Here is a 24,811-nt window from a genome sequence, read left to right on the forward strand (position 1 = left end):
CCCGGCGGCACGCATCCTGACCCCAACAGGGGGGCACCGATGACCACGCATTATTCTGACCGCCGCAAGATCGACCCGAGCCGGGGCCAGACGCTGGGCGACGGCAGCCCGAACGACCTTGACCGGGTGGAGATCGGGCCGACGCAACTGGCGTTTCGCGAATGGGCGGCGGCGGGGCTGACGCCGCCCAACCTGACCGCGATGCGCGAATTCCGCTGGGGGCGGCTGACGCAGGCGCTGGTGGACCGCGACATCGGCGGCGTGCTGATGTTCGACCCCTTGAACATCCGCTACGCCACCGACACCACCAACATGCAATTGTGGAACAGTCACAACCCCTTCCGCGCCGTTCTTCTGTGCGCCGACGGGCATATGGCGATCTGGGACTACAAGCAGGCGCCGTTCCTGACCGCCTTCAACCCGCTGGTCAAGGAGGTCCGCTCGGGCGCCTCGTTCTTCTATGCCGTGACCGGCGACCGCGGCGACGCGGCGGCGCAGTCCTTCGCGGGCCAGATCGACGAGGTGATGCGGGCCCACGCGGGCCGGAACCGGCGGCTGGCGGTCGACAAGATCATGGTCGCCGGTCTGCGCGCGCTGGAACGCGCCGGGTTCGAGGTGCTGGAGGGCGAGGAGGTCACCGAACGCACCCGCGCCATCAAGGGCCCGGACGAGATCCTGGCGATGCGCTGCGCCCACCACGCCTGCGAGGCGGCGATCGCCGAGATGGAGGCGGCGGCGCGCGATGGCATCCCCCGGGGCGGCATGTCGGAGGATGACGTCTGGGCCGAACTCCACGCGGGCAACATCCGCCGCGGCGGCGAGTGGATCGAGACGCGGCTGCTGGCCTCGGGCCCGCGCACCAACCCGTGGTTTCAGGAATGCGGGCCCCGGATCATCCGGCCCGATGAAATCGTTGCCTTCGACACCGACCTGATCGGCGCCTACGGCATGTGCATCGACATCTCGCGCACCTGGTGGGTCGGCGAGGCCCGGCCGACCAACGCGATGATCTCGGCCATGCACCACGCGATGGACCATATCGAGGTGAACCGGTCGCTGCTGAAACCCGGCGTGACGGTGCGCGAACTGACCCACGGCGGCCATCAGCTTGACCCGCAATACTGGGCGCAGAAATATTCGTGCAAGATGCACGGCGTCGGCCTGTGCGACGAATGGCCCTTCGTGCCCTACCCCGACGGCTGGGTCGATGGCGCCTTCGAGGTGGTGCTGGAACCCGGCATGACGCTGTGCGTCGAGGCGCTGGTGTCGCCCGAGGGCGGCGACTTCTCGATCAAGCTGGAGGATCAGGTGCTGATCACCGAAACCGGCTTTGAAACGCTGACGCGCTATCCGTTCGACCCGCGGCTGACCGGCCGGGCGTGATAACGGCGGCGAAAAATCGGGCAAATTCTGCGCGTTGTCGGAAAAAATGTCCACCCGAGGGAAAACAGCCAAGGCACGGCTTGCTTTTGAATGCCCGTTCAATAAGCTTGCGGCTACAACGCGCCCTGCGCGGGCTTGACCCGTGCGAAAGGCCAGAGCACCCGGATCAGCCGGGTCAGCAACAGGGATACGCCAAACGTGCTTGATGCACCGGATACGTCTGCAATCGCCATTCGTCAGGTCAGCAAGGTCTTCGGCACCGGGGACGACCGCGTCACCGCGCTGGCCGAGGTCGAGATCGACATCCGGGCGAATGAATTCTTCACCCTCCTTGGCCCGTCCGGCTGCGGCAAGACCACCCTGCTGCGCCTGATCGCCGGGTTCGATTACCCGACCACCGGCGAAATTCGCCTTTATGGCGAGGATATCGCCCGCCTGCCGCCCTACAAGCGGCCGATCAACACGGTGTTCCAGAACTACGCCCTGTTCCCGCACATGACGGTGGGGCAGAACATCGGCTTCGGCCTTGAAATGCTGGGCAAGCCGAAGGCCGAGATCGCGGCGCGGGTGGATCAGATGCTCAAGCTGGTCCGCATGGAGGAGTTGAAGAACCGCAAGACCAGCCAAATCTCCGGCGGCCAGCAGCAGCGCGTGGCGCTGGCCCGCGCGCTGGCGCCGCAGCCCAAGGTGCTGTTGCTGGATGAGCCGCTGTCGGCGCTCGACTACAAGCTGCGCAAGGAGATGCAGCTTGAACTGAAGCGGTTGCAGCATGAAACCGGCATCACCTTCATCTTCGTCACCCACGATCAGGAAGAGGCGCTGACGATGAGCGACCGCATCGCGGTGATGTCGAAGGGCCATGTGCTGCAGATCGGCTCGGCGCACGAGATCTATGACAAGCCGTCGGAACGCTTCGTGGCGAACTTCATCGGCGAGACCAACTTTCTGGAAGGCGCGGTGATCGCCATCGACGGCGCCAATGCCAGCGTGCGGCTGGGGGCCGGGGCCACGCTGTCGGCGGGCGTGCCGGACGGCTTTGCGCCCAGGGGCCGCACCACCGTGGTGATCCGCCCCGAACACGCTGAGGTGGTGGCGCCCAGCGGCGCCGAGGCCTTCGCCGGCACCGTCGCGAACGTGGTCTATTTCGGCACCGACACGCATTACTACGTCACCCTCGACGGCGGCGAGGAATTCATGGTGCGGCGCCAGAACAGCCGCGGCGCGCAGGTGTTCGACACCGGCGCCCGCGTCGGCATCCGCGTCGACGAGGGCGCCGCCCGCGTGCTGAGGGATTAGGGATGACCGACACCCCCCCCGTCAACGATTTCGAGGCCGAGGCGACCCGCGCCGCCGCCCGCCGCAACCGCGCCCTCGCCAGCCCGGCGGTGGTGATCGTGACGCTGTTCGGCATCGTGCCGCTGTTGATCGTGCTGGTCTATTCCTTCCTCGCGCCCGCGCCCTATGGCGGCGTGCTGTGGCAGTTCACGCCCAACGCCTACATGAACTTCCTGTTTCAGCGCGACATCTTCTCGGACGCGCTGCAATTCTCGCCCGACTTCCTGATCATCTACTTCCGCTCGTTCGTCTTTGCGGTGGTGACCACGGTGGTCTGCCTCGGCATCGGCTTTCCGACCGCCTACTTCATGGCGACCCGGCCGCCCGCGCAGCGCAACTGGTGGGTTCTGCTGATCACCATTCCGTTCTGGTCGAACCTGCTGGTGCGCACGCTGGCGATCATGTTCATCATCCGCGACGAGGGGCTGATCAACATCACGCTGATGAGCCTGCACATCATCGACAAGCCGATCACCCTGCTTTACACTAACTTCGCCATCGTGCTGGGGCTGCTCTACAGCTTCCTGCCGTTCATGGTGCTGCCGCTGTACGCCAGCCTGGAAAAGCTCGATTTCCGTCTGGTCGAGGCGGCTTACGACCTTTACGCCACCCGCCGACAGGTGCTGTGGCGGATCATCATCCCGATGTCGATGCCGGGTATCGTGGCGGGCAGCCTGCTGGTCTTCATCCCGACGCTGGGCGCCTATGTGACGCCGCTGATCCTGGGCGGCGGCACCCACCTGATGATCGGCGACCTGATCGCGCAGCAGTTCGGCTCGGGGCGGAACTGGCCGCTGGGTTCGTCGCAGGCATTGATCCTGATGGCGGCGGTGCTGGTGGCGCTGTTCTTCTATGTCCGGGCGACGACGCGGGGGACGAAGCATGGCTGAAAAGCTTCTGCTCGACACCAAGGAACAGCCGGGCTTTCGCGGCGTGGCACTCTTCTGCCTGTTCGTGCTCTATGCGCCGATCCTGATCCTGATGATCTTCTCGTTCAACTCGGGGTCGATCGTCACGCACTGGGAGGGCATCAGCCTGCACTGGTACGGCACCGCGCTGGCGAATGAAGATTTCCACTCGGCGGCGAAGAACACGATGATCATCGCCGTCACCGCCACCATCGTGTCGACCGTCACCGCCACGCTGGCGGCGATCGGGATGACGCGGGTGAAGCCCTGGCGCGGCCTGATGGCCGCCTTCATGGTGATCAACCTGCCGCTGATGGTGCCCGAGATCGTCACCGCGATCGCGACGCTTTCCTTTTTCGCGCTGGTGGCGGGCCGACTGGGCATCAACCTGGGCATCGGCAACCTGATCATCGCGCATTCGGTGTTCTGCATCCCCTTCGCCTACATGCCGATCCGGGCCCGGCTGGAGGATATGGACCTGACGCTGGAACAGGCCGCCGCCGACCTTTACGCGACGCCCTGGCACGCCTTCCGCCGGGTGACGCTGCCCTTGCTGGTGCCCGGCATCCTGTCGGGCATGGCGCTGGCCTTCATCGTCTCGTTCGACGACTTCACCATCACCCAACTGGTGGCCGGGCCGGGCCAGACCACCCTGCCGCTGTACATCTGGAACCAGATCCGCCGCCCGATGACGCCCGAGATCAACGCGATCTCCACCATCCTCCTGATGGTCTCGATCATCGTGGTGGCGATCTCGTTCCTGATCGCGCGCAAGCGCCGCTGACCTGATCGCGCGCAAGCGCCGCTGAACCTGCAAGCCGAAAGACCAACAGAGGAGACGACAATGAAAAAAGGACTGATGGCCGCCATGATGGCGACGGCCGCACTGGCCGTGGCGCTGCCCGCCCTCGCGGATGGCGAGTTGCACATCTACAACTGGGGCGACTACACCAACCCCAAGCTGATCGACAAGTTCGAGAAGCAGTACAACATCAAGGTCACGCTCGACGACTACGACTCCAACGAGACGATGCTGTCGAAGGTGCGCGCCGGAAACTCGGGTTACGACATCGTCGTGCCCTCCGACTACACCGTGAAGATCATGGTCGGCGAGGGGCTGCTGGAAAAGACCGAGCCTGACCAGATGTCGAACTTCAAGAACGTCAAGCCGGAATACGTCGGCGTCTACTGGGACGACGGCCGCCACTATTCGGTGCCGTGGCAGTTCGGCACCACCGCCTTTGCGGTGGACACGTCGAAGTTCAAGGGCGACATCAACACCTACGCGATCCTCTTTGACACCCCGGCCGAGCTGAAGGGCCAGATCAACGTGCTGGACGACGAGAACTCGGTCATCCACGCCGCCGAACGCTACCTTGGCCTGCCGCGCTGCGGGGCCGACAAGGACGCGCTGAAGAAGGTCAACGACCTGCTGCTGAAGGCCAAGGCCGACTGGAAGACCTTCAGCTATGACACCATCACCAAGATGACCTCGGGCGACGTGATCGTGACGCAAACCTGGAACGGCGCGGCCTACCGGATGCGGCAGAAGATGCCGACGGTGGCCTTTGCCTATCCCAAGGAAGGCATCGAAGGCTGGATGGACAACGTCACCGTGCTGAAGGGCGCGAAGAACATGGACAACGCCAAGCTCTTCCAGAACTTCATCATGGACCCGGAAAATGCCGCGCTGATCTCGGAATTCGCGGGCTACAACAACGGCATCGAGGGCAGCCTGAAGTTCCTGCCCGCCGAGTTCGCGACCTCGCCCGAGGTAACGCCGCCGGCCGGCACGCCGGTGCCCGAGTTCGTGCCGCCCTGCCCGCCCGAGGTTGTCGACATCTACAACAAGATCTGGACCAACCTGCGCAAGTGATCCCGACGGGGGGCCTTCGGGCCCCCCGTTCCCGTTCAGGACAAAGCATGACCCCCGATCCCACGTCCGATCCGCGCCCGGCCATCATGGCAGGTTCGCCCCCGACGCTGATCCCGCCGCGCCTCGACTGGGACCGCGCGCCGTGGAACCGCTGGAGTTTTCAGCACATCCGCGAGGTGCAGCCCACCGCCGAGGTCTGGCGCGGGCCGGGGCCGGTGACGCCGCTGGCGCGGGCGGAACGCGATCTCGATACGCTCGACGTGCCGCAGGTCGGCGGCGGGCAGGGGCCGCTGACACGGCTGTGGCAGGACACCTATACCGACGGCTTCCTGCTGATGCAGGACGGCGCGGTTGTGGTAGAGCGGTATTTCAACGGCATGACCCCGCGCAGCCTGCACCTGTCGCAGTCGGTCGCCAAGACGGTGACGGGCGCGGTGGCGGGCATCTTGATTGGGCGCGGGCTCCTGGACCCCGCCGCCCCGGTGACGGCGTATCTGCCGGAACTGGCCGCCACCGGCTGGAACGGCGCGCTGTTGCAGCATGTGCTGGACATGACCACCGGCGTGCGGTTCGACGAGACCTATGAGAACCCGACCTCCGAGATCGGGCAGCTTGATGTCGCCTGCGGCTGGAAGCAGCCGCCGCCCGAGGCCGACCCGGCTTTTGTCTGGCCGGAACACGTCTGGAAGCTGATTGTGAGCCTGAAGGATCAGGTGCGGCCCCACGGGCAACGCTTCGAGTATCGCTCGATCGAGACCGACGTGCTGGCCTTCGCGATGGAGCGGGTAACGGGCAAGCGCCTGCCGCAACTGGTGTCGGAGGAAATCTGGCAACCGATGGGCGCCGAGGAAAGCGCCTGTTTCACGGTCGATCGCGCGGGCTATGCGCTGGCCGATGGCGGCTTCAACGCCAGCTTGCGCGACTATGCCCGTTTCGGCCAGTTGTTCCTGGGCGGCGGGGTGATCCCGCCCGGCTGGATCGCCGCGATCCGCAGCCGCAACAGTGCCGAATTCCCGCCCGAGGCGCGCGCCACCCTGCCCGAGGGCGGCTATCGCAACCAGTGCTGGCTGGGCAACCGCGACAACAGCCTGATCCTGGCGCGCGGGGTGTTCGGCCAGTTGATCTATATCGACCTTGCGCACAACGCGGTGGCGGTGAAGCTGTCAAGCTGGCCCGAGTTCCTCAGCCCGATGCGCGACGTGCCGACCCGCGCCGCGATTGCCGCGATGATCGCGGCGGTGGGGTAGGGCGTCGCGGGACCGCAAGGCAACTCTCCAGTGGAGAGTTGTCCGGTCCCGTTGCCCATAAGGCTGAAAGCCGTTGGGCAAGTTGGGTGCGGCTGGAACCGAACCGCGTTCATCGGGCCGCGCCTGCCTGGGCTGGCGCGGTAACGCGCCAGCCAGGGGGTGATGAGGGAAAAGCAAAGGTCCTGTAGACCTTTGCCCCGAAGAACGGCCGCCCCGTGGGCGGCCCGGGTGGCAGGCGCGGCCCGATGTGTCAACGGACACATCGGGCAAGATCCCCCCTGCAACAACCGCTCACCATCCCGTCAGGTCGCTGACACAGGCTTGCGGCGCGGCACCCGCCCCGGCAGGTTTCCGCCCAAGGGAGACCCGCATGCCAACCGAACGACTGACCTTCGAGGGCCGCGACGGCCTCCGACTTGCCGCCCGGCTCGACCTGCCCGAGGGGCCGCATCTCGCCACCGCGCTCTTTGCCCATTGCTTTTCCTGCGGCACGGACGTGGCCGCCGCGCGCCGCATCGCGCGCCGCCTGACCGCGCTCGGCATCGCCGTCTGCCGCTTCGATGTCACCGGCCTCGGCCATCCGGGCGGCGAGGTCGAGAACCCGAGTTTCAGTGCCAACGCCGCCGACCTGATGGCCGCCGCGCAGGCACTGGAGGCGCGCGGGATGCCGCCCGCGCTGCTGATCGGCCATTCGCTCGGCGGTGCCGCGATCCTGTGCATGGCGCCCTGGCTCGACTGCGCCCGCGCGGTGGTGACGCTGGCCACGCCCTTCGATCCGACCCATGCCGATGGCAACTACGGCGGCGCGCTGGAACGGCCGACCGATCGCGGCTGGGCCAGGATCGACCTTGGCGGGCGCAGCTTTCGCGTCGATGACCGCTTCATCGCCGACATCGCGCCGGGCAAGCTGCGCCAGGACCTTGGCAAGCTGAACAAGGCGCTCTTGGTGATGCACGCGCCGCGCGACCCGGTGGTCGGCATCGACAACGCGACCCGCATCTTCACCGCCGCGAAACACCCCAAGAGCTTTGTCACGCTTGACACCGCCGACCATCTGATCAGCGATCCTGCCGATGCCGACGCCGCCGCCGGGGTGATCGCCGCCTGGGCCGCGCGCCATCTCGACCTGCGCCCCCCGGCGCCGCCGCCCGGAGCGCCCGAGGGCGTGGTCCGCGTGACCGAGGCCGATCCGCGCGGCTTTCAGCAGGACGTGGCGCTGGGGCCGCGCCACCACCTGACCGCCGATGAGCCGCTGGCCTATGGCGGCACCGACCGCGGCCCGTCGCCCTACCAGTTGCTCGCCGCGGGCCTCGGCGCCTGCACCGCGATGACGATCCGGATGTATGCCCGCCGCAAGGGCTGGCCGCTGGCCCAGGTGATAGTCGAGGTGACGCATGACAAGGTGCACGCACAGGACTGCGCGCATTGCACCGAGGCCGACAAGATCGACCGCTTTACCCGCCGCATCACGCTGGAGGGCAAGCTCGACACCCCCCAGCGCGTCAAGCTGATCGAGATCGCCGACCGCTGCCCGGTGCACCGCACCCTCGGCGCCGCGACACGCATCGACACGGCGCTGGTGGGGTAAGGTTGCACCCCCCGGCGGTTCCGGCCAAGGATGGCGACCAACCGCAGGAGTCCCCGATGCAGGCGCATATCGTTCTGGCCCACCCCGAGCCGCAGTCGTTCAACGCGCACCTTGCCGCCGTGGCGCGCGAGGCGCTGATGGCGCAGGGCTGGGGCGTCACCGTCTCCGACCTTTACGCGATGGGCTTCGATCCCTGCGAGGGGCCGACGTACTACCCCGACCGCGCCGACCCGGCCCGGTTCGACGCGCAGTCCGAACAACGCCACGCCTCGGCCACCGGCACCCTGCCGCCCGAGGTGACAGCGGAAATCGCCCGCCTCGACGCCGCCGATCTGGTGATCCTGCAATACCCGATGTGGTGGCACCTGCCGCCCGCCATGCTGAAGGGCTGGTTCGACCGCGTGTTCGCCTATGGTGCCGTCTACCGCGGCGATTACCGCTTTGAAACCGGCCGCTTCATTGGCAAACGCGCGCTGCTGTCACCCACCGTGGGCACCAGCCGCGACACCTATGGCTTCGACGGGCGCAGCGGCGACATCGATCTGATGCTCTGGCCGGTCAATTTCACACTGGCCTATGTCGGCTTCGGCATCTGCGCGCCCCAGGTCGCCTATGGGGTCGAGGCGGGTCTGCGCTACTCCGATCCCGCCACGGTCGAGGCGCGGTTGCGTGGGATCACCGACGGTCACGCCGCGCGGATGGCGGGCATCATGGCCGAGCCGCTGGTGCCCTTCAACCGGATGGCCGACTGGGGCCCCGACGGCCGCATCAAGCCCGGCGCGCCGGTCCACAGCCCCTACATCCGCCGCCGCGAACGGCTGGAGATCGAGTAGGGCCGCCGACGCCGCGCCCCCCGGTCCGAAAGGACACCTTTCCGGGGATCGGTGCCAGGGCCGGTTGCCCATAAGGCTGAAAGCCGTTGGGCAGGGGCGTGCGGCCGGGTGCGTGTGGGATCATCGGGCCGCGCCTGCCTGGGCTGGCGCGGTAACGCGCCAGCCAGGGGGTGATGAGGGAAAAGCAAAGGTCCAGTGGACCTTTGCCCCGAAGAACGCCCGCCCCGTGGGCGGGCCGGGTGGCAGGCGCGGCCCGATGTGTCAACGGACACATCGGGCAAGACTCCTGCCCATCCGGCAACGCGACTCTTCCCGCGCCTGTCATCACGTCCTAGTCTCGCCCCATGACCCAACCCGCCGCCCTCTCTGCCCCCATCCCCCGCGCCGTGGTTGCCCTCGGCTTCGTGTCGCTCCTGATGGACGTCTCGTCCGAGATGACCTACGCGCTGCTGCCGGTGTTCATGGTCACCGTGATGGGCGCGCCGATGGCGGCGGTGGGGATGATCGAGGGCATCGCGCTGGCGACGGCGGCGATCGTCAAGGTCTTTTCCGGCGCGCTGTCGGACTGGCTGGGGCGGCGCAAGGCGCTGGCGGTGCTGGGCTACGGGCTGGCCGCCCTGACGAAACCGCTGTTTCCGCTCGCGCCCACACTGGCCTGGGTGGTGGCCGCGCGCTTTCTCGACCGGGTCGGCAAGGGCCTGCGCGGTGCGCCGCGCGACGCGATGATCGCCGATCTGGCCCCGCCCGAGGCGCGCGGCGCCGCCTTCGGCCTGCGCCAGTCGCTCGACCTCGCCGGGGCCTTCCTGGGCCCCTTGGGCGCGATGGTCGGCGTCTGGCTTTTCGCGGGCAACCTGCGCGCGGTGTTCTGGGTCGCGGTGGCGCCCGCCTTCCTCGCCCTTGGCCTCTTGATCGTCGCGGTGCGCGAGCCCGCCAGCAGCGCCCGCCCCGCCGCCCGCATTCCGCTGCGGCGGGCGGAACTGCGGCGGCTCAAGCCCGCCTACTGGCTGGTGGTCGGCGTCGCGAGCCTGATGACGCTGGCCGAGTTCAGCACCGCCTTCCTGATCCTGAAGGCGCAGGAAACCGGGCTGCCGCTGGCGCTGGTGCCGCTGGCGCTGGTCGGCGTCAACCTCGTCTCGTCGCTCGCCGCCTACCCGGCGGGGCGGCTCTCGGACCGAACGGGGCGCATCGGTCTGCTGGCCGCCGCCTTCCCGGTGCTGATCGCGGCCGATCTGGTGCTGGGCCTCGGCACCGGCCTCGGCGCGCTGGCGCTGGGTATCGCGCTCTGGGGCCTGCATGTCGGGCTGTCGCAGGGGCTGCTGGCCACGCTGGTCGCCGACATCGCCCCGCCCGACCTGCGCGGCACCGCCTACGGCATGTTCAACCTGATCACCGGGGTGGCGCTGCTGGTCGCCAGCACGCTGGCGGGCGTGCTCTGGCAGGCGGCGGGATCGGGCGCGACCTTCCTCGCCGGGGCGGGGCTGGCCGTCCTCGGCCTGATCGCCCTCGGCCTTGCCCGCCGCGCGATCCCGACGCTGGGCGCCACGCCCAAGGCCTAGCGCGAATTGCGTTTTATCTGACACAAGGACATCAGAATTCGCCCAAATCCTGGGGCGAATTCTGAGTCAAGATGAACGCAATTCGCTTTAGATGGCCGCGCCCCGCCGCACCCGCCGCCGCGCCACGACCTTCATCACCGTGAACTGCACCAGGAACAGCGCCAGCTTGCTGACCAGCGCATAGACCGCCATGACCGAGGCCCATTGCACCGGGTCGAGCCGCAGCGCCAGCACGATGTTCAGCCCGGCCGACAGGATCATCAGCCCGGCCCAGAGAAAGCCGAAACCCTCGACCACATCGGGCACCAGCTTTTGCACGATCGGGGGCATATAGCGCGTCATCCAGCCCCGCTTCAGCATGACGGCGCCAATGATCAGGTAGATCAGGCTCGGCTTCAGCATCACGATCCGCGCGTCGCCGGTCAGCAGCGCGACCCCGCCCGAGCCCAGCACCAGCCCGAGGCTGAGCCATTGCATCGTCTCGACCCGGCGGCCGCGCCAAAGCTCCCAGCCGATCTGGGCGGCACCCAGCGCCATGCCCGCCAGGATCGCCGACGGCACATCGCCGGTGGCGATCACGATGATGAGGAACAGCACGGTCGAGGCAAGGTCGGACAGCAAATGCCCGACCGCATGAACGAAGTATTGCACTGGCCACCGCCCTCTCGCTACTTCGCCGAACCCCTTACCAGACTCCCGCCCTCCGGTCCAGCCACCACACCGCTTGCGCCGCCCGGCGAAACCCGCGAAAGCTCGGATGCAGCGCAACAGCGGGACACGCCATGCTTTCCTACCAGCACCTTTACCATGCCGGAAACCTCGCCGACGTGCACAAGCACGCGCTGCTGGCGGTGATGCTCGATTACCTGACGCGCAAGGACAAGCCGCTCAGCTACCTCGAAACCCACGCCGGGCGCGGCCTCTATGCGCTCGACGCCCCCGAGGCGCGCAAGACCGGCGAGGCCGCCGGCGGCATCCTGCGGGCCGAGGCGCGGGGCTGGTTTCCCCCCGATCACCCCTATGCCCGCCGCCTCGCGCAGACCCGCGCCCTGCACGGCCCGGCCGCCTACCCCGGCTCGCCGCTGATCGCCGCGCTTTCGCTGCGCCCCGGCGACGTGATGCACCTCGCCGAGTTGCACCCGCAGGAACACGCCGCCCTGGTGCAGGCGATGGCCCCCTACGGCCTCGCCCGCGTCCACCGCGAGGACGGCTTCGCGATGGCGCTGTCGCGCACGCCGCCGACGCCGCGGCGCGGGCTGATGCTGATCGACCCGAGCTACGAGGTAAAGACCGACTACGAGGCCCTGCCCGACCTGATCGCCGCCGTGCACCGGCGCTGGAACGTCGGCACCCTGATGCTGTGGTATCCCTTGCTGCCCGACGCCCCCCATCACGCCATGCTGCGCGCGCTCGGCGAGGCCGGCCTGCCCGGCGCCTTCCGCCACGAGGTCCGCTTCGGCCCCGCCCGCGACGGCCGCGGGATCGAGGGCAGCGGCGTCTTCCTCGTCAACGCCCCCTGGGGCATCGAGGTGGAAGCCAAGCGGCTGAGCGGGCTGATCGAGGGGTGACAGGCGCGGCGCGGAACCGCGAGGGCAGACCCGGGCCCGGCGCCGCCCCACCGGGGCCGCCCCGGCGACGCGCCTTGCCCCAAACGAAACGGGCGCCCGCCTTGCGGCGCGCGCCCCTCATCCGTCCGGAAACCCCGATCAGCCGCGCGCGCGGCCGACGATCTTCCACAGCCCCGGCAGCAGCAGCGCGGCCAGCGCCAGCTTCATCGCGTCGCCGATCAGGTAGGGCGTCAGGCCCCAGGCCAGCGTCTGATCCCGGACGGTGGCAAAGGTGTCGGCCTTGAACAGGCCCCCCGCCACGATGACATGATTCAGCCAGAGCACGCCCGGAAGGTAGATCAGCGCGTTGCCGATCAGCATCGCGCCCGCCATCTTCGGCACCGAGCGATCCCAGCCCGCCCGCGCCGCCAGCCCCAGCGCCAGCGTCGCCAGCACATAGCCCGCCAGATAGCCGCCCGTGCTGCCCATCATGTAGGCCAGTCCGCTGACCTTCGCGGACCCGGCGAACACGTCGGCGCCCAGCGCACCGATCGCCATGTAACCCAGGATCGTCACCAGCCCCAGCCGCGGGCCATAAGCCGCGCCCAGCGCCAGCACCGCGAAGGTGCCCATCGTCACCGGCACCGGCGAGGGCCACATCGGCACCTGCACCTTGGCCGCCAGCGTCAGCAGCGCGATCCCCGCCACCACCAGCACCACCTGCATGAGCGCCGCGCGCGGCGCGACCCGCTCGGCCAGGGTCATGTCCGTCATCGCCATCTGCCGTCCCTCCGTGAAAGCCTTGCCCCGTTTCTGCCGCAACCCCCGCCCCCGCGCAAGCCCCGCCATGCTGCGGTCGCGAAACCGCCGGGGCGCGGCCCCCCAGCCCGGCCCACGGGGCCGGGCGTTCGTTGCGGACATGCGCCACTGGCGCATGTCGGATCGCGCCTCAGCCCGGGATATTTGCGGGCCGAAAAAGAGGCGGCGCGGCCCCATTTTCGGTCCTCAAGTATCCCGGGGGGTGAGCGCCGCACGGCGCGAGGGGGGCAGCGCCCCCCTACCGGCGGTAGAGGCTTTCCATCCGGTAGTCCTTGCGCGGCCCGCGCACCTGCCACACCGCGCGCCACAGCGGCCAGGCGCTGAAATCGTAACGCACGCGGTAATCGTCGGGGTCGCACCAGTGCGCGGCCTCCGCCGCGCCCGCGGCGGGATCGAAGCTGTGGAACGCCCGCCCGTCGGCAAAGGCCACCGCGATGCGCCCGCCCTCGCCTTGCGTCCAGCGATAGCGCCGCTCGGCCGTCATCGGCGCGCCCGCCCCCAACACCAGTTGCCCGCGCTCGGCGTAGGTCAGGCCCGCGCCCTCGGGCGTCAGGTCGGCCGCGCCGTCAAAACGGCCCTCGACCCCGGCGCGGCGGTCCGCGATCCGCCGCTCCAGCCTCCAGCGCCCCGCGAAGTCCTGTATCCCCGGCATCCGCGCCCTTCCGCTTGTCGCGCCCCCGCGCCCGTTCTATGAGGGCGCGCGCCCGCCCCGCAACCCTTCCCCGCGAAAGGCCTCGCCGATGATCCCGCGTTATTCCCGCCCCGAAATGGTCGCCCTGTGGTCGGCCGACACCAAGTTCCGCATCTGGTTCGAGATCGAGGCCCATGCCTGCGACGCGCAGGCCGCCCTTGGCGTGATCCCCAAGGCCAACGCCGAGGCGGTGTGGCGCGCGAAGGACGCCACTTTCGACGTCGCACGCATCGACGAGATCGAGGCCGTCACCCGGCATGACGTGATCGCCTTCCTGACCCATCTCGCCGAGATCGTCGGCGCCGACGCCGCCCGCTTCGTGCATCAGGGCATGACCTCGTCGGACGTGCTCGACACCACGTTCAACGTGCAACTGATGCGCGCCACCGACATCCTGCTGGCCGACATGGACCGGGTGCTGGCCGCGCTGAAGGCGCGCGCGTTCGAGCACCGCATGACGGTGCGGATCGGCCGCAGCCACGGCATCCACGCCGAACCGACCACGATGGGCCTGACCTTCGCACGCTTCTACGCCGAGATGGCGCGCGGCCGGGCGCGGCTGGTGAACGCGCGTTCGGAAATCGCCACCGGCGCGATTTCCGGCGCCATCGGCACCTTCGCCAACATCGACCCGGCGGTCGAGGCGCATGTCTGCGCGATGCTGGGCCTGACGCCGGAACCGATTTCGACGCAAGTGATCCCGCGCGACCGCCACGCGATGTTCTTCGCCACGCTGGGCGTGATCGCCAGCTCGATCGAGAACTGCGCCACCGAGATCCGCCACATGCAGCGCACCGAGGTGCTGGAGGCGGAAGAGTTCTTCGCGCCCGGCCAGAAGGGGTCTTCGGCGATGCCGCACAAGCGCAACCCGGTGCTGACCGAGAACCTGACCGGCCTCGCCCGCCTCGTGCGTTCGGCGGTGACGCCGGCGCTGGAGAACGTGACGCTCTGGCATGAACGCGACATCTCGCACAGCTCGGTCGAACGCGCGATCGGACCGGACGCCACCATCACGCTCGATTTCGCGCTGAACCGGCTGGCGGGGGTGGTGGAAAAGCTGGTGATCTACCCCGAGACCATGCTGCGGAACCTCAACCAGTTCAACGGGTTGATCCATTCGCAGCGGGTACTGCTGGCGCTGACCCAGAAGGGTGTCTCGCGCGAGGACAGCTACCGGCTGGTGCAGCGCAACGCGATGAAGGTGTGGGAACGGGGCGCCGATTTCCGCGCCGAACTGAAGGCCGACCCCGAGGTGCGCGCGGCGCTGAGCGAGGCCGAGATCGACGAGAAGTTCGACCTTGGCTACCACACCCGGCACGTCGACACGATCTTTGCCCGGGTCTTCGGCGAGAGCTGACGCGGGCGGCCGACCGTAAGGCGGCCTTAACCCCGGCCTGTCAACCTGCCCCCGAGTCAAGCGACGGAGGGTGATGGTGTCGAACGAACTGGCCGCCAGAGCGGCGTCCCCGCGCCGAATGCCCGGCGGCGCCATCGCCACGCCGCCCCAACGCGGGCTGACCAGCCGCCAGAAGGCCGCGGTGATCGTGCGGCTGTTGCTGGCCGAGGGTGCCCCGGTGCCGCTGTCGGCGCTGCCCGAGCATCTGCAAGCCGCGCTGACCGAGGAAATCGGGCTGATGCGGATGGTCGACCGCGACACCCTGCGCGCCACGGTGGAGGAGTTCCTGACCGAACTCGACGGCGTGGGCCTGTCGTTCCCCGGCGGCATCGACGGCGCGCTCGGCCTGCTCGACGGCCACATCAGCGCTTCCGCCGCCGCGCGTCTGCGCCGGATGAGCGGGCTCGCCGACCGCGCCGACCCCTGGGAACGCATCGCCACGCTGCCGCCCGAACGGCTGATGGCCGTGCTCGACGCCGAAAGCGCCGAGGTGGCGGCGGTGCTGCTGTCCAAGCTGCCGATCACCCGTGCGGCCGATCTGATGGGCCGCCTGCCGGGCGAGCGTGCCCGCCGCATCGCCTATGCCGTGTCGCTGACCGCCAACATCGACCCCGACACCGTGCGCCGCATCGGCCTGTCGCTGGCCGCGCAGCTTGACGCGGTGCCGCCGCGCGCCTTCGAGGCCGACCCGGTGGAACGCGTGGGGGCGATCCTCAACCTCTCGGCCGCGCTGACGCGCGACGAGGTGCTGCGCGGTCTCGACGCCACCGATGCCGAGTTTGCCGGGCGGGTGCGGCGCGCGATCTTCACCTTCTCCCATATCCCGCGCCGCCTGGTGCCGCGCGACGTGCCCAAGGTGCTGCGCCTGATCGACCAGGCGACGCTGGTGACCGCCTTCGTCGGTGCCGCCGCCGCCCCCGAGACCGCCGCCGCGACCGAGTTCCTGCTCGCCAACATGTCGCAACGCCTCGCCGCCGCGCTGCGCGAAGAGATCGAGGCCCGCGGCCCGGTGAAGGCGAAAGACGCCGAAGACGCCATGAACGCCGTTGTGATCGCAATCCGCGGGCTCGAAACCGCCGGCGAGGTGGTGCTGATCCTGCAGGAGGACTAGGCGCCCGCGCCCTGCCCTCCCCCTGCCCGGCCCCCCAAGGGTGGTCTCGGCCGCGGCGACCGGGCGCATCACCCAAAGACCGCCGGGCCGCGCCGCGCCGACCCGGCCGGACCCGCGCCACGCCCTTCGCGGGACCACGCCGCCCCGCCGTCCGGGCCGCCAACACTCGCGGAGCGATGAGCGTCCGGAAACCCGTCGGGGGCCTCGGGGGCAGCGCCCCGCCGACCCAACGCCGTCGCACGCGCCCCGTTGCCTCTGCCCGGCCGGTCCGCCTAAGGTCGCGCCATGACCACCCCCCGCCCCTCTGTCACGCCCGCCCTGCCCGCCGCGACCGCGCGCGGCATCGTGATGATGCTGGCCGCCGTCGTCGCCTTTACCGCGATGGACGCGCTCGCCAAGGCGCTGATCGGGCGCTACGACACGGTGCAGGTGGTCTGGGCGCGCTACACGGTGCAGTCGGTCGGGGTGGCGCTGTGGCAGGCGCGGCGGCTGGGGGCGGTGCTGCGGACGGCGCATCCGTGGTTGCAGGTCGCCCGATCAATGTGCCAGCTCGGCTCCACCGCGATGTTCTTCGCCGCGCTGCGCTGGATCGGGCTGGCCGAGGCGACCGCCATCGCCGACCTCAGCCCGGTCTTGATCACGCTGGCCGCGGCACTGGTCCTGAAGGAAAAGATCGGCCCGCGCCGCATCGCCGGGGTGGCGGCGGCCTTCATCGGCGCGCTGATCATCATCCGGCCCGGCAGCGCGGTCTTCACCCCCGCCTCGCTGCTGCCGCTGGGCGGCGCGCTGTGCTACACCGGCTACGCGATCATCACGCGCCGGATCGGGCAGGCCGAGTCGGTTTGGACCTCGCTGCTTTACTCCACCCTGATCGGCGCGGCGGCGACCACGGCGGCCCTGCCCGCGGTCTGGCGCCCGATCGCGCCCGCCGACCTGTGGCTGTTCGCCGGCATCGGGCTGGTCGGCGTGGTGGCGCAGCTGTTCCTGATCCGCGCCTTCACCCTGGCCGAGGCTTCGGTGGTCGCCCCCTTCGGGCAGACCGACCTGATCTTTGCCGCAGCCCTGGGGCTGATCTTCTTCGGTGACTGGCCCGATGGCTGGACCATTCTCGGTGCGCTTGTGATCGCGGGGGCCGGACTTTATGTCTGGCACCGGGAAACCCGGGCCAGCCGCGCCCGGCAGGCCACCGGACGGGACGGGACATGAGCGACGAGACCGAGGGCCGCACCGCCGCCGACTGGCGCCAGGACAGACTGCTGCGCGGCCTGATCGGTGCGCTGCTGCGCGTGCCCTACCGCTGGCGCGTGCCGCTGTGCGGCTGGGTGATGGCGCGGCTGGTGGCGCCGCTGGCGGGCTACCGGGCCCGTGTCCGCGCCAACCTCGCGCTCGTGCGCCCCGACCTGCCTGCCGCCGAGGTGCGCCGCCTGATGCGGGCGGTGCCCGACAACGCGGGCCGCACGCTAATCGAGATCTACTCGGGCACCGAATTCGCCGCCCGCGTGGCGCAGATGCCGATCACCGGGCCGGGGCTGGCAACGCTGGACCGGGCGAAGGCCGAGGGGCGGCCGGTGGTGCTGGTCTCGGGACATTTCGGCAATTACGACGCCTGCCGCGCCGCGCTGATCGCGCGGGGCTACCGCGTCGGCGCGCTTTACCGCCCGATGAGCAATCGCTACTTCAACGAGCATTATGTGCGCGCGATCGAGGCGATCGGCCGCCCGATGTTCGCGCGCGGCAAGGCGGGGCTGGCTGACATGGTGCGGTTTCTGCGCGGCGGGGGGATGCTGGCGATGCTGATCGACCAGCATTTCCACCGCGGCGCGCGGCTGCGTTTCTTCGGCCACGAGGCGCTGACCGCGCTGTCGGCGGCCGACCTGGCGTTGCGCTACGATGCCGACCTGGTGCCGATGTACGCCATCCGCGCGCCCGACGGGATCAGCTTTCACATCGTGGTGGAGTCCCCGATCCCGCCCGGCACGCCCGAGGCGATGACGCAGGCGCTGAACGACAGTCTGGAGGCGCATGTGCGCCAGAACATGGACCAGTGGTTCTGGGTGCACCGCCGCTGGAAGGGCGGGTCGGAAGACTGACCCTAGCGCAGCACGGCCGCCGCCAGAATCTCGCCCGGCCCCGGCTGCTGCACGATCACCACCACCGGCTCGCTGCCCTGCGCCTGCGCCAGCAGCGAGAACGGCTGGGCGCCGTCCCAGGTGCCGACGGTCTGCCAGGCGGTCACGATGTTGCGGTAGGTGATGGTCTTGCCCGCGTTCTCGCCGCGTTCGATGTCGACGGTCTGTTCGGGCAGATAGCGGACCAGTTCCAGCAGCACCTTCGGCCCGAAGGTCTGCGTCGAACTGGCCTCGATCTTCACGCTGTCGCCGTCGCGCACCAGCGTCAGCACCACGGGCGTGGTTCCGGCGTGGTGTTCCTGGATCAGTTCCGCCACGTCGAGCGGCCGCGGCCCCTCGACCCGGTCGTCGCCCTCGATGATCAACTGCGGCGTGTAGATCGTGCGATTGCCCGCGGCATGGGCATAGGCCTTCTGCCGCGCGGTATAGGCGGGCGAGCCGAACTTGTCGGCCCAGCCGATGTAATCCCAGTAATCGACGTGCAGCGCGAGCGGGATCACGCCGGGATGGTTGACAAGCTGCGACAGCACCGCGTCGGCCGGCGGACAGGAGGAACAACCCTGCGAGGTGAACAGCTCGACCACCACGACCGGGTGCGCGGTGGCGGCGCCGGGCTGCGCGGGGGCGGCGTCCTGAACCTGGTGCTGGCCCGAATCGGCGCGCTGCGGGTCTGCCGGATGCTCGTCATTCGGCCCGTCGGCGGCGGCGACCGCGTCCATCTCTTCGGCCGCGCCGAGGTTGGCCGCGAGCGCCAGAGCGAAACCGACGACAACAGCGGCCAAGCGACGCTTCTTCATGACTCGTTTCCTCTGGTTCGCCCCAGTCTTATTCAACTGTGGCGCCTGCGGCCAATCAAGGTTTAGCGAGGCGAACCCGACACTTGCTGTCGGATTCTCGATCGGCCGTGACATGGGCGCCTCGTTCCGGCAACGGGAGGATGAATTGCACTGGATTTTTGGCATACAATTGCATACAATTGTGCCGACTCCCTTGCACCGCAACCCCCCGTGGGGCAAGAGGACATTGCCCATGACGCCAGATGCCAGGAGGCCCTGATGACCGTGATCGTCGGACATGACAGCGCGAAAACCCGCAAGACCCTGACCGCGGGCGGCGCCACCGTCGCCTATTATTCCATCCCGGCGGCCGAAGCCGCGGGGCTTGGCCAGTTCTCGCGCCTGCCCGCCGCGCTGAAGGTGGTGCTGGAGAACATGCTGCGCTTCGAGGATGGCAAGACCGTCAGCCTGGACGACATCCGCGCCTTCGCCGACTGGGCCACCCTCGGCGGCAAGAACCCGCGCGAGATCGCCTATCGCCCGGCCCGCGTGCTGTTGCAGGATTTCACCGGCGTGCCCGCCGTGGTCGATCTTGCCGCGATGCGCGACGCGATCATCGCGCTGGGCGGCGACGCCGAAAGGATCAACCCGCTGAACCCGGTCGATCTGGTCATCGACCACTCGGTGATGATCGACGAATTCGGCAACCCGCGCGCCTTCCAGATGAACGTCGACCGCGAGTATGAACGCAACATGGAACGCTATGTGTTCCTGAAATGGGGCCAGTCGGCGTTTCAGAACTTCCGCGTCGTGCCGCCGGGCACCGGCATCTGCCATCAGGTCAACCTCGAATACCTCGCCCAGACGGTCTGGACCGACACGGATCAAAGCGGGGCGGTGGTCGCCTATCCCGACACGCTGGTCGGCACCGACAGCCACACGACGATGGTCAACGGGCTTGCCGCGCTCGGCTGGGGCGTCGGCGGGATCGAGGCCGAGGCCGCGATGCTGGGCCAGCCGGTGTCGATGCTGATCCCCGAGGTCGTCGGCTTCAGGCTGACCGGGGCGATGCGGGAAGGCACCACGGCCACCGATCTGGTGCTGAAGGTCGTGCAGATGCTGCGCAAGCATGGCGTGGTGAACAAGTTCGTCGAATTCTGGGGCGAGGGGCTGGACCATCTGCCGCTGGCCGACCGCGCCACCATCGCCAACATGGCGCCCGAATACGGCGCCACCTGCGGCTTCTTCCCGGTCGACGGCGAAACCATCCGCTATCTGCGCCAGACCGGGCGGGATGAGGCCCGCGTGGCGCTGGTCGAAGCCTACGCGAAAGCCAACGGCATGTGGCGCGGGGCGGATTATGCGCCAGTCTATACCTCGACGCTGGAACTCGACATGGGCACCATCGTGCCCGCGATCTCGGGGCCGAAGCGGCCGCAGGATTACACCCCGCTCGATCAGGCCGCGGGCGGCTTCTACAAGACCGTTTGCGAGTACCGCGGCGTCGATGCCGGCACCGCCGCGAAGGACATGGGGTCGGAGGGCCCGAACCACACCCCGGTGATGGATGCCCGCAAATCCGCCGCCGTCGCGGGCGAAGCCTACACCCTGCACGACGGGTCGGTGGTGATCGCCTCGATCACCTCCTGCACCAACACGTCGAACCCCTATGTGATGATCGGCGCGGGGCTGGTGGCGCGCAAGGCGCGCGCGCTGGGGCTGACCCGCAAGCCCTGGGTCAAGACCTCGCTGGCGCCCGGCTCGCAGGTGGTCAGCGAATACCTCGAAGCCGCGGGCCTGCAGCAAGACCTCGACGCGATCGGCTTCAACCTGGTCGGCTACGGCTGCACCACCTGCATCGGCAACTCCGGCCCGCTGCAGCCCGAGATTTCGAAGGCGATCGGCGACAATGACCTGATCGCCACCGCCGTGCTGTCGGGCAACCGCAACTTCGAGGGCCGCATCTCGCCCGACGTGCGCGCCAACTACCTCGCCAGCCCGCCGCTGGTGGTGGCCTATGCGCTGGCGGGCGACATGAACATCGACCTGACCATCGAACCGCTTGGCACCGGCACGGACGGCCAGCCGGTGTTCCTCAAGGACATCTGGCCGAGCAACGCCGAAATCGCCGATCTGGTGGACCGGACCGTCACCCGCGCCGCGTTCCTGAAGAAATACGCCGACGTGTTCAAGGGCGACGCCAAGTGGCAGGGCGTCAAGACCACCGACAGCCTGACCTACGACTGGCCCGCCACCTCGACCTATGTGCAGAACCCGCCCTACTTCAAAGGCATGGCCAGGGAACCGGGGGTGATCCACGACATCGACGGCGCGCATGTGCTGGCGATCCTGGGCGACATGATCACCACCGACCACATCAGCCCGGCCGGTTCATTCAAAGCCTCAACTCCGGCCGGCAAGTATCTGACCGAACGGCAGGTTCCGGTGTCGGAATTCAACAGCTACGGCTCGCGGCGCGGCAACCACGAGGTGATGATGCGCGGCACCTTCGCCAACATCCGCATCCGCAACGAGATGCTGGCCAATGAAACCGGTGGCGTCGAAGGCGGCTACACCAAGGGGCCGGACGGCGCGCAGACCTCGATCTATGACGCCTCGATGGCCTGGCAGGCGGCGGGCGTGCCGCTGGTGATCTTCGGCGGCATCGAATACGGCGCGGGGTCGTCGCGCGACTGGGCGGCCAAGGGCACCGCCCTGCTGGGCGTCAAGGCGGTGATCGCCGAAAGCTTCGAGCGCATCCACCGCTCCAACTTGGTCGGGATGGGCGTGATCCCGTTCGAGTTCACCGCAGGAATGACGCGCAAGTCCCTGGGATTGAAAGGGGATGAGGTTGTCTCGATCCACGGGTTGGCGGGCGATCTGACGCCGCTGAGCCTGGTGCCCTGCACGATCCGCTTCGCGGACGGGTCGGAAACGACGATCGAGATCAAGTGCCGGATCGATACCGAGATCGAGATCGACTATGTGCGCCACGGCGGCGTGCTGCACTACGTGCTGCGCAACCTCGCCAAGGCGGGGTGATCCGCACCGCGGCCGGGGGGCTGTCTGCCCCCCGGACCCCCCGAGGATATTTGCGGACCGAAAATGAGGGGCGCGGGATCTGGACGTCGCGCCCTTTCGCCTAGTCTGGCAGCACTGCGGCGCGGTAGAGGTGCCATGTCGCGTGGCCGAGGATCGGGATCACCACCACCAGCCCCAACAGCGCCGGAATCGCGCCAAGTGCCAGCGAGCCCGCCACGATCAGGCCCCAGACCGCGACCGTTTCGGGGCTTTGCCGCGCCACCTCGACCGAGGTCACCACCGCCACCGGCAGGCCGACGTTGCGGTCGAGAAGCAGCGGGAACGAGATCACGCTGACCACCAGCACCAGCGCCGCGAAAAGGAAGCCGCTGCCGAGGCCCAGCAGGATCAGCGCGTGACCGCCCGCCGTGGTCAGCACGTCATGCAGGAAAGCGCGGGCCGAAGCGGGCACCTGCGGCCCCATCGTCAGGGCGTAGAGCCCGTCGGCGACCAGAAGCCAGACCACGAAGGTTGCCAGCAGAAAGAGCCCGAGCACGAAGATCGCGCCGAACGAGGGTTCCGCCAGCACCGCGAAGGCGTCGGCCCAGCTTGCCTGACCCATCCGCTCGCGCCGGCGGCTCATCTGGTAAAGCCCGACCGCCGCGACCGGGCCCAGGAGCGCGAAGCCCGCCAGCAGCGGGAACAGCATCGGCAGCATGCTCTGGTGGAACGCCACCCAGCAGAGCGCGAGGCCGATCACCGGGTAAAAGAGGCACAGGAACGCGACGTCGCTGCGCAGGGCGGCGAAATCCTCGACGCCCTTGCGCAGCGCCACGCGGATGTCGTGCATGCCGATGTGACGCACGCGCGGCCGCGCCAGTTCCGGCGCGCCGCCAAGGGTTTCGGTCATCTGGGCGACATGCGCGCCCGCCCCGGCGAGCGATTTCGCCGTCCACGATAACGGATTGCCGATTGTCTGAACCATGCCGCCCTCCTCAAGCGAGGCAATCCCGGCGGCGACCCTGATGACCCGTGACCCCGGGGCCGTCGGTTCGAGGGCCGCACGACATTGCACTTTCCGGTTGCGACAAAGTAGCACAGGCCGGGCGGGCTGTCGCCTGCCCCGGTGCTCACACCTGCGGGATTGGCGGCTTCGCTCAGTCGGCGGCGGCTTTGGCCAGCGCGGGCTTGATGGCGGAGTTCAGCACGTCATTGGTGATCGGGCCGGGAAGGCGCAGCAGCACCTTGCCCTTGCCGTCGATCACATAGCTTTCCGGCACGCCGTAGACGCCCCAGTTGATCGCCATCTGCCCGGCGACATCGGCGCCCATCGCGCTGAAGGGATCGCCCGCGTCGGCCAGAAAGCCCAGCGCGGCGGCGGGTTTGTCCTTGTAGTTCACGCCGTAGATCGGCAGGCCGCCCGCCGCCATCCGGCCCAGCGTGGCCGCCTCGGCGCGGCAGGGCTCGCACCAGCTTGCCCAGAAGTTCACGATCTTGACGCGGCCGTCGCGCAGCGTCGCATCGGTGAAGGGCGCGCCATCGCCCAGCGCCGTCAGCACGACGGCGGGGGCCTGTTGCCCGACGATCATCGAGGGCAGATCATCGGGGTTGTGCCGGTTCATGCCGATCCAGAACGTCGCCGCAAGGGCGGCGAACAGCACCGGCGGCAGGATGACAAGCGGCTTAACCTTCATGCGATTTCCTCTGCCGGGCCTCGACCTCTTCCAGTTGGCGGCGCACCTTGGCGCCCCGGATCAGCGTCACCGCGATCAGCGCGGCGATCAGCACGATGGCGGCGGCATAGGCCGACAGCACCGTCACCTCGTATTTGCCGAGATCGGGCAGCATCAGGCCATCCTCTCGCGCGCCAGCAGCGCCTTGAGGCGGCGGGCGCGAATTTCGGTGCGGGTGCGCAACAGCACCATTGTCAGGAAGAACAGGATGAACCCGGTGATCGAGAGCATCAGCGGATACCAGTAGGCATCGGCGACGTGCTGTTTCTGGTCGATCGTCAGGCTGGGGCCCTGATGCAGGCCCTGGTTCCAGAAGTTCACCGCATAGCGGCTGAGGATCGCGAAGACCGAACCGACGAGGCACAGCACCGAGGTGAGGTCGGCCGCGGTGTCGGGGTCGTCGATCGCCTCCCACAGCGCCATGTAGCCGAGGTAAAACAGAAACAGGATCAGGAACGAGGTCAGCCGCGGATCCCAGGCCCACCAGGTGCCCCACATCGGCTGGCCCCAGATCGCGCCGGTGATCAGCGCGATCAGCGTCATGGTGGCGCCGATCGGCGCGGCGGCGCGGGCGGCGAGCGCCGAGACGTGGTGGCGCCGGATCAGCCAGATCAGCGAGGCGACCAGCATCATCAGCCAGGCGTTGATGCCGATCATCGCCGAGGGGACGTGCAGGAAGATGATCTTGACGGTCGATCCCTGCCGCATCTCGTCGGGGGTGAAGAAGAAGCCCCAGACCAGACCGGTCAGCATCAGGCAGGCGGTGACCGGCACCAGCCAGGGCAGCACGCGGCCGGAGGTCCGCATGAACAGGACGGGGTTGGCATATTTCCAGATCGACATGGGGCCCTGCTTAGGGGGT

23 protein-coding genes are annotated in these 24,811 nt (G+C 68.7%); 15 read left to right on the forward strand and 8 right to left on the reverse strand.

The window, feature by feature from the left end; translation table 11 throughout:
* Nucleotides 1-39 precede the first annotated feature (39 nt).
* From dddP to AC11WY_RS11355, 9 genes are all read left to right on the forward strand, one after another.
* Nucleotides 40-1,383, forward strand: a complete 1,344-nt coding sequence (gene dddP / locus AC11WY_RS11315; protein ID WP_482925461.1) for a dimethylsulfonioproprionate lyase DddP — start codon at nucleotides 40-42, stop codon at nucleotides 1,381-1,383.
* 198 nt (nucleotides 1,384-1,581) lie between these two features.
* Nucleotides 1,582-2,679 carry an ABC transporter ATP-binding protein gene (locus tag AC11WY_RS11320; RefSeq protein WP_482925463.1) on the forward strand — a complete coding sequence of 366 codons (1,098 nt, stop codon included), beginning with the start codon at nucleotides 1,582-1,584 and terminating at the stop codon, nucleotides 2,677-2,679.
* Between the two features lie 2 nt (nucleotides 2,680-2,681).
* Nucleotides 2,682-3,608, forward strand: a complete 927-nt coding sequence (locus AC11WY_RS11325) for an ABC transporter permease (RefSeq protein WP_482925465.1) — start codon at nucleotides 2,682-2,684, stop codon at nucleotides 3,606-3,608.
* Nucleotides 3,601-4,410, forward strand: coding sequence for an ABC transporter permease (locus AC11WY_RS11330; protein ID WP_482925467.1), 810 nt, complete (start codon nucleotides 3,601-3,603; stop codon nucleotides 4,408-4,410). Before AC11WY_RS11325 ends, AC11WY_RS11330 begins: the two co-directional genes overlap by 8 nt.
* Nucleotides 4,411-4,470: 60 nt before the next feature.
* Nucleotides 4,471-5,502 (forward strand): extracellular solute-binding protein, encoded by a 1,032-nt coding sequence (locus AC11WY_RS11335; protein WP_482925469.1) that lies wholly within the window; start codon nucleotides 4,471-4,473, stop codon nucleotides 5,500-5,502.
* Between the two features lie 47 nt (nucleotides 5,503-5,549).
* Nucleotides 5,550-6,749 carry a serine hydrolase domain-containing protein gene (locus tag AC11WY_RS11340; protein ID WP_482925471.1) on the forward strand — a complete coding sequence of 400 codons (1,200 nt, stop codon included), beginning with the start codon at nucleotides 5,550-5,552 and terminating at the stop codon, nucleotides 6,747-6,749.
* Between the two features lie 370 nt (nucleotides 6,750-7,119).
* On the forward strand, nucleotides 7,120-8,337 hold the full coding sequence (locus AC11WY_RS11345) for a bifunctional alpha/beta hydrolase/OsmC family protein (RefSeq protein WP_482925473.1): 1,218 nt from the start codon (nucleotides 7,120-7,122) through the stop codon (nucleotides 8,335-8,337).
* Nucleotides 8,338-8,393: 56 nt separating this feature from the next.
* Nucleotides 8,394-9,170 carry an NAD(P)H-dependent oxidoreductase gene (locus AC11WY_RS11350; protein WP_482925475.1) on the forward strand — a complete coding sequence of 259 codons (777 nt, stop codon included), beginning with the start codon at nucleotides 8,394-8,396 and terminating at the stop codon, nucleotides 9,168-9,170.
* Between the two features lie 344 nt (nucleotides 9,171-9,514).
* A complete protein-coding gene (locus AC11WY_RS11355) occupies nucleotides 9,515-10,726 on the forward strand; it encodes an MFS transporter (RefSeq protein WP_482925477.1) in 1,212 nt (403 codons plus the stop codon).
* An 87-nt stretch (nucleotides 10,727-10,813) separates the two neighbouring features.
* On the opposite strand, the gene AC11WY_RS11360 is transcribed toward AC11WY_RS11355, so the two are convergent.
* Entirely contained in the window at nucleotides 10,814-11,377 is a 564-nt protein-coding gene (locus AC11WY_RS11360) for an inner membrane-spanning protein YciB (RefSeq protein ID WP_482925479.1), read from the reverse strand.
* Nucleotides 11,378-11,508: 131 nt separating this feature from the next.
* On the opposite strand from AC11WY_RS11360, the gene AC11WY_RS11365 reads away from it, so the two are divergent.
* The gene (locus tag AC11WY_RS11365) at nucleotides 11,509-12,294 is read left to right on the forward strand and encodes a 23S rRNA (adenine(2030)-N(6))-methyltransferase RlmJ (protein WP_482925481.1); all 786 of its coding nucleotides are present in this window, start codon (nucleotides 11,509-11,511) and stop codon (nucleotides 12,292-12,294) included.
* Nucleotides 12,295-12,432: 138 nt separating this feature from the next.
* Here the strand turns inward: AC11WY_RS11365 and AC11WY_RS11370 are convergent, their stop codons facing one another.
* Complete coding sequence (locus AC11WY_RS11370; RefSeq protein WP_482925549.1) at nucleotides 12,433-13,047, reverse strand: biotin transporter BioY; 615 nt, start codon at nucleotides 13,045-13,047, stop codon at nucleotides 12,433-12,435.
* Nucleotides 13,048-13,330: 283 nt separating this feature from the next.
* Nucleotides 13,331-13,744: a DUF6314 family protein gene (locus AC11WY_RS11375; protein ID WP_482925483.1), complete on the reverse strand. Its 414-nt coding sequence runs from the start codon at nucleotides 13,742-13,744 to the stop codon at nucleotides 13,331-13,333.
* Between the two features lie 88 nt (nucleotides 13,745-13,832).
* Between AC11WY_RS11375 and purB the strand changes: the two genes are divergently transcribed.
* From purB to AC11WY_RS11395, 4 genes are all read left to right on the forward strand, one after another.
* Nucleotides 13,833-15,140, forward strand: a complete 1,308-nt coding sequence (purB, locus tag AC11WY_RS11380) for an adenylosuccinate lyase (RefSeq protein ID WP_482925485.1) — start codon at nucleotides 13,833-13,835, stop codon at nucleotides 15,138-15,140.
* A gap of 73 nt (nucleotides 15,141-15,213) precedes the next feature.
* Nucleotides 15,214-16,290 (forward strand): flagellar motor switch protein FliG, encoded by a 1,077-nt coding sequence (locus AC11WY_RS11385; RefSeq protein ID WP_482925551.1) that lies wholly within the window; start codon nucleotides 15,214-15,216, stop codon nucleotides 16,288-16,290.
* A 285-nt stretch (nucleotides 16,291-16,575) separates the two neighbouring features.
* The gene (locus AC11WY_RS11390; protein WP_482925487.1) at nucleotides 16,576-17,496 is read left to right on the forward strand and encodes a DMT family transporter; all 921 of its coding nucleotides are present in this window, start codon (nucleotides 16,576-16,578) and stop codon (nucleotides 17,494-17,496) included.
* A complete protein-coding gene (locus AC11WY_RS11395) occupies nucleotides 17,493-18,380 on the forward strand; it encodes a lysophospholipid acyltransferase family protein (protein WP_482925489.1) in 888 nt (295 codons plus the stop codon). The genes AC11WY_RS11390 and AC11WY_RS11395 overlap by 4 nt, the downstream gene beginning before the upstream one ends.
* Nucleotides 18,381-18,382: 2 nt before the next feature.
* On the opposite strand, the gene AC11WY_RS11400 is transcribed toward AC11WY_RS11395, so the two are convergent.
* Nucleotides 18,383-19,216 (reverse strand): DUF1223 domain-containing protein, encoded by an 834-nt coding sequence (locus AC11WY_RS11400; protein WP_482925491.1) that lies wholly within the window; start codon nucleotides 19,214-19,216, stop codon nucleotides 18,383-18,385.
* Between the two features lie 258 nt (nucleotides 19,217-19,474).
* On the opposite strand from AC11WY_RS11400, the gene acnA reads away from it, so the two are divergent.
* Nucleotides 19,475-22,237 (forward strand): aconitate hydratase AcnA, encoded by a 2,763-nt coding sequence (gene acnA, locus AC11WY_RS11405; RefSeq protein WP_482925493.1) that lies wholly within the window; start codon nucleotides 19,475-19,477, stop codon nucleotides 22,235-22,237.
* A gap of 100 nt (nucleotides 22,238-22,337) precedes the next feature.
* On the opposite strand, the gene AC11WY_RS11410 is transcribed toward acnA, so the two are convergent.
* The 4 genes from AC11WY_RS11410 to AC11WY_RS11425 form a co-directional block, all read right to left on the reverse strand.
* Entirely contained in the window at nucleotides 22,338-23,201 is an 864-nt protein-coding gene (locus AC11WY_RS11410) for a DUF2189 domain-containing protein (RefSeq protein WP_482925495.1), read from the reverse strand.
* Nucleotides 23,202-23,373: 172 nt separating this feature from the next.
* The gene (locus AC11WY_RS11415) at nucleotides 23,374-23,910 is read right to left on the reverse strand and encodes a DsbE family thiol:disulfide interchange protein (protein WP_482925497.1); all 537 of its coding nucleotides are present in this window, start codon (nucleotides 23,908-23,910) and stop codon (nucleotides 23,374-23,376) included.
* A complete protein-coding gene (gene ccmD, locus AC11WY_RS11420; protein ID WP_482925499.1) occupies nucleotides 23,900-24,064 on the reverse strand; it encodes a heme exporter protein CcmD in 165 nt (54 codons plus the stop codon). The genes AC11WY_RS11415 and ccmD overlap by 11 nt, the downstream gene beginning before the upstream one ends.
* Nucleotides 24,064-24,792 (reverse strand): heme ABC transporter permease, encoded by a 729-nt coding sequence (locus tag AC11WY_RS11425; protein WP_482925501.1) that lies wholly within the window; start codon nucleotides 24,790-24,792, stop codon nucleotides 24,064-24,066. Before AC11WY_RS11425 ends, ccmD begins: the two co-directional genes overlap by 1 nt.
* Between the last annotated feature and the right edge of the window lie 19 nt (nucleotides 24,793-24,811).

It is taken from the genome of Solirhodobacter sp. (assembly GCF_964715405.1).